Consider the following 4,363-nt stretch of genomic DNA (forward strand, 5'->3'; position numbering starts at 1 on the left):
GGCGGTGCCGCTCGCGCACGGCAACGACGGGATGGGCTCGCTGCGCCTGCCGGCCGCCGCCTGCGGGCTGGTGACCCTCAAGCCCGGCCGCGGGGTGGTGCCCGGCGGCATCGGCGCCGACGACTGGTCCGGCATGGCGGTCAACGGCGCGCTGGCCACCACCGTGGCCGACCTCGCGGTGGCGCACGCGGTGCTGGCGGGAGAGGAGCCGGAGCCGCTGGAGGCGCCCGGCCGCCCGCTGCGCATCGCCGTCGCGATCCGCTCGCCCGTGCCGGGCACGCGGGCCGACGGGCCCGCCCGTGCAGCGGTGGACGCGGTGGTCGCCGCGCTCACCGCGGCCGGCCACACCGTGGTCCGCCGGGACCCGCCGCTCACTCCCGGCGCCGCGGCGGGCGCGCTGGCCCGCTGGATGGCGGGGGCGGCCGACGACGCCGCCCACCTCGGCATCGCACTCTCCGACCTCCAGCCGCGCAGCCGCACGCACGCCCGCACGGGGCGCGCGGTGCGGGCGGCCCGGCTCGTCCGGCCACGGACGGCCGAGCGTTTTCGCGAGCAGATGGCCGACTTCTTCTCGGACGTCGACCTGCTGCTCACCCCGGTGACGACCGGCCCGCCGCTGCCGGCCCGTCCGTGGCACGAGCGGTCCTTCCTGGCCAACGTGACGGCCAACGCCCGCTGGGCACCGTGGACGGCTGCCTGGAACCTCGCCGGGCTGCCCGCCCTCGTGCTGCCCGCCGGCACCCGGCCCACGGGGCAGCCCCTGGCCGTCCAGTTGGCCGGCCCCCCGGGCGCGGAGAGACGACTACTCTGGACTGCCGGGGAGCTGGAGCGGCGGCAGCCGTGGCGCCGGTACGCACCGGTCTTCGACCCGACTGCCCCGCCGGTCCCCGCACCCGCCTGAGTCTCGCCCCGGCACCGCCACCGCCGGCCGGGCGTCCGTGCGCCCCGCACCGCCCGCTCTCCAGCACCACTCCGCCACACGTCACCCGGCCCGGAACCCACCGAGCACGACCGACAGGGATCACATGGACCGCCTCGTCGTCCGCGGCGCCCGAGAGCACAACCTCAAGGACGTCCACCTCGACCTCCCCCGCGATGCGCTGATCGTCTTCACGGGGCTGTCCGGCTCGGGGAAGTCCAGCCTCGCCTTCGACACGATCTTCGCCGAGGGCCAGCGCCGCTACGTCGAGTCGCTGTCGGCCTACGCCCGCCAGTTCCTGGGCCAGATGGACAAGCCCGACGTCGACTTCATCGAGGGCCTGAGCCCCGCCGTCTCGATCGACCAGAAGTCGACCAACCGCAACCCGCGGTCGACCGTCGGCACCATCACCGAGGTCTACGACTACCTGAGGCTGCTCTACGCCCGCGCCGGCCAGCCGCACTGCCCCAACTGCGGCAAGCCGATCTCCCGGCAGACCCCGCAGCAGATCGTCGACCAGGTGCTGGCGATGGAGGAGGGCACCCGGTTCCAGGTGCTGGCCCCCGTCGTCCGGGCCCGCAAGGGCGAGTACGTCGACCTGTTCAGCTCGCTGCAGACGCAGGGCTTCTCCCGCGTCCGCGTCGACGGCGTCGTCCACCAGCTGACCGACCCGCCCACGCTGAAGAAGCAGGAGAAGCACACCATCGAGGTGATCGTCGACCGGCTCACCGTCAAGGAGAGCGCCAAGCGGCGGCTCACCGACTCGGTCGAGACCGCGCTGGGCCTGGCCGGCGGCCTCGTCGTCCTCGACTTCGTCGACCTGCCCGAGGGCGACCCGCAGCGGGAGCGCACCTTCTCCGAGCACCTGGCCTGCGTGGACGACGGGCTCTCCTTCGAGGCGCTCGAGCCCCGGTCGTTCTCCTTCAACTCGCCGTTCGGCGCCTGCCCCGAGTGCACCGGCATCGGCACCCGCAAGGAGGTCGACCCCGACCTCGTCGTCCCCGATCCCGAGAAGAGCCTGGCCCAGGGGGCGATCGCTCCGTGGGCCACGTCGATGAGCAACGAGTACTTCACCCGGCTGCTCACCGGCCTGTCCCAGCAGCTCGGCTTCTCCATGGACGACCCGTGGGAGCGGCTGCCCGCGAGGGTGCAGAAGGCGGTCCTGCACGGCTCGCCGGACCAGGTGCACGTCCGCTACAAGAACCGCTACGGCCGCGAGCGCAGCTACTACGCCGCGTTCGAGGGCGTGCTGCCCTTCCTCGAGCGCCGGCACGAGGACACCGACAGCGACTACATGCGGGACAAGTACGAGGGCTACATGCGTGACGTGCCGTGCCCGGTCTGCCACGGCACCCGGCTCAAGCCCGAGATCCTCGCCGTCAAGCTCAACGGCCGGTCGATCGCCGAGGTGACCGGCCTGTCGATCGGCGACGCCGCCGACTGGCTGAACGCCCTCGAGCTCGGTGAGCGCGAGCGGGCGATCGCCGACCGGGTGCTCAAGGAGATCCAGGCCCGGCTGTCCTTCCTGGTCGACGTCGGCCTGGACTACCTGTCGCTGGACCGACCGGCGGCGACGCTGGCCGGTGGCGAAGCGCAGCGGATTCGGCTGGCCACCCAGATCGGCTCCGGGCTGGTCGGCGTCCTCTACGTGCTCGACGAGCCCTCGATCGGGCTGCACCAGCGGGACAACACCCGGCTGATCGAGACCCTCGTCCGGCTGCGCGACATGGGCAACACCCTCATCGTCGTCGAGCACGACGAGGACACGATCAAGACCGCCGACTGGGTCGTCGACATCGGCCCGGGCGCCGGGGAGCACGGGGGCGAGGTCGTCGTCAGCGGCACCGTCGAGGAGCTGCTGGCCAGCGAGCGGTCGCTGACGGGTGCGTACCTGTCCGGGCGCAAGGAGATCGCCGTTCCGCAGGTGCGCCGCCGGCCGACGCCCGGCCGCCAGCTGGTCGTCAAGGGCGCTCGCGAGCACAACCTCAAGGGCGTCGACGTCACCTTCCCGCTGGGCTGCCTGGTGGCCGTCACCGGGGTGTCGGGTTCGGGCAAGTCTAGCCTGGTCAACGACATCCTCTACACGACCCTGGCCAACCAGCTCAATCGTGCGCGGCTCGTGCCCGGCCGGCACCGCACGATCACCGGGCTGGACCAGCTGGACAAGGTGGTGCATGTCGACCAGTCGCCGATCGGCCGCACCCCGCGGTCGAACCCGGCGACCTACACCGGGGTCTGGGACCACGTGCGCAAGCTGTTCGCCAGCACGTCGGAGGCGAAGATCCGCGGCTACCAGCCCGGCCGCTTCTCCTTCAACGTCAAGGGCGGCCGCTGCGAGGCGTGCTCCGGCGACGGCACGCTGAAGATCGAGATGAACTTCCTGCCGGACGTCTACGTGCCGTGCGAGGTGTGCAAGGGCGCCCGGTTCAACCGGGAGACCCTCGAGGTGCACTACAAGGGCAGGACCGTCGCCGAGGTCCTCGACATGCCGATCGAGGAGGCGGCCGACTTCTTCGCCGCCATCCCGGCGATCTCCCGGTACCTGCGCACGCTCACCGAGGTGGGGCTGGGCTACGTCCGGCTCGGCCAGCCGGCGACCACCCTCTCCGGCGGTGAGGCGCAGCGGGTGAAGCTGGCCAGCGAGCTGCAGAAGCGGTCCAACGGTCGCAGCATCTACGTCCTCGACGAGCCCACCACCGGGCTGCACTTCGAGGACATCCGCAAGCTGCTGATCGTGCTGCAGGGCCTGGTCGACAAGGGCAACTCGGTCGTCGTGATCGAGCACAACCTCGACGTCATCAAGAGCGCCGACTGGCTCATCGACATGGGGCCCGAGGGTGGGTTCCGCGGCGGCACGGTCGTCGCCGAGGGGCCACCGGAGTTCCTCGCCACCGTGCCCGAGAGCCACACCGGTCGGTACCTGGCGAAGATCCTCGACCCGGACACCGTCGCCGCCGCGGTGGCGCCGAAGAAGCGGGCCCGCCGCAAGGCCAGCTGAGCGACGGGCCGGGCACCGGCCCGGTCGCGTCGTCGCCCGGTCGTGGGCTTGAGCGCCGGACGGCCTACCCCTACGCTCTGTGTGATAAAGGTCACGTCGGGGTGTCGGCGTGACGGTCCCTCGATGGAGGAGGCGCCGGTGAGTGCGCTCACGCCCGACTGCGACCCGGACCTGGCCCACTGCGGCTCGCCGACCCGCCCACCCGGCGGCGGCGTGCGATCCACGGTGGTCCTCGCCGCCCTGGTCACCGTCGCCGTGCTCGCCGTCACCGGCGAGGCGGTGCCGGGCGCGGTGGCCTTCGTGGCCGGCGGGGTGGGCCTGGTGTCGGCCCTCGTGCTGGGTGGGCGGGCGGTCCGGCTCGTCCGCCGGGCCGGCGCCGCTGCAGCGGTGCACGCACCGCGGGCCGGCGCGGTGCACCGGTCGCGTCCGGTCGGCTGACCGAGATC

Annotated in this window: 3 protein-coding genes; all 3 read left to right on the forward strand. The window is 72.8% G+C overall.

What is annotated here, in order from left to right:
* Positions 1–901: amidase (locus tag E4P41_RS21255; RefSeq protein WP_135143187.1), on the forward strand; the 901-nt coding region annotated here is incomplete at its 5' end.
* Positions 902–1,025: 124 nt separating this feature from the next.
* Positions 1,026–3,917, forward strand: a complete 2,892-nt coding sequence (gene uvrA, locus E4P41_RS21260) for an excinuclease ABC subunit UvrA (protein WP_135143188.1) — start codon at positions 1,026–1,028, stop codon at positions 3,915–3,917.
* Positions 3,918–4,055: 138 nt separating this feature from the next.
* Complete coding sequence (locus E4P41_RS21265) at positions 4,056–4,355, forward strand: hypothetical protein (RefSeq protein ID WP_135143189.1); 300 nt, start codon at positions 4,056–4,058, stop codon at positions 4,353–4,355.
* Positions 4,356–4,363 lie beyond the last annotated feature (8 nt).

The organism is Geodermatophilus sp. DF01-2, from assembly GCF_004571065.1.
Taxonomy (GTDB): Bacteria; Actinomycetota; Actinomycetes; order Mycobacteriales; family Geodermatophilaceae; genus Geodermatophilus.

Coding starts and splice junctions, on each gene's coding strand:
- uvrA (WP_135143188.1), top strand. CDS start 1,026: ATGGACCGCCTCGTCGTCCGCGGCGCCCGAGAGCACAACCTCAAGGAC.